This window comes from Teichococcus aestuarii (genome assembly GCF_003116135.1).
In the GTDB taxonomy this organism is placed as follows: Bacteria; Pseudomonadota; Alphaproteobacteria; order Acetobacterales; family Acetobacteraceae; genus Pseudoroseomonas; species Pseudoroseomonas aestuarii.
The window spans coordinates 1-687 of sequence record NZ_PDOA01000082.1 but is presented as its reverse complement, the minus strand read 5'-3'; the positions used below and the strand labels follow the sequence as shown (position 1 = coordinate 687).

Annotated in this window: 1 pseudogene; it reads left to right on the top strand. The window is 66.4% G+C overall.

Going from position 1 to position 687, the window contains the following annotated elements:
* Nucleotides 1–43: 43 nt before the first annotated feature.
* Nucleotides 44–687 (top strand): annotated as a pseudogene (locus tag CR165_RS24225) (IS5 family transposase); the annotation flags it as partial.

Here is a 687-nt window from a genome sequence, read left to right as displayed (position 1 = left end):
CTAGGGTCTGTTAGAGCTTGAATGCTGCTCCCATGTTTTGGGCATGGCGAAGGACAGGAACGAGCAGCTTCTCACGGATGCGGTCTGGGCGGTGTGGGAGCCGCTGATCGAGGCGGTCAGGCCTCGCGGCAAGACGCCGCCGAAGGAGCTGCGCCGCACGATGTCGGCCATCCTTTGGCGGCACCAGAATGGCGCCAAGTGGCGCAGCATCCCTGCTGAACTCGGGCCCTGGTGGCTGGCGGCCCAACTCTTCATCCGCTGGGCCAAGGCAGGCGTCTGGGAGCGCCTGCTGGAGTTGGTCCAGCAGCGTGGCGTGGCGCTCGGCATGACCTTCCTCGACGGCACCACCATCCGCGCTCACCAGAAGGCGGCGGGTGCGGAAAAAAGGGGGCCAATGGCAAGGAGCGAGATCTACGCGAAGCACTTGGCCGATCTCGCGGCGGCTATGGCACCAAAGCTTGCGTGATTGCGGATGGGCGCGGACGGGCCATCGCCTTCGCTCTCGCGCCTGGACAGGCGCATGAACTGCCGCTCGCATCCGGTCTGCTCGACAGCTTGCCGGACGTGCCAGGCTGGATCATCGGTGACCGCGGCTATGCCTCCGATGCCTTCCGCGAGCGGATCTGGAACATGGGCGCACGTCCTGCCATTCCACCCAAGCGCACGGACGCGCCGGTCGCCTGTCCC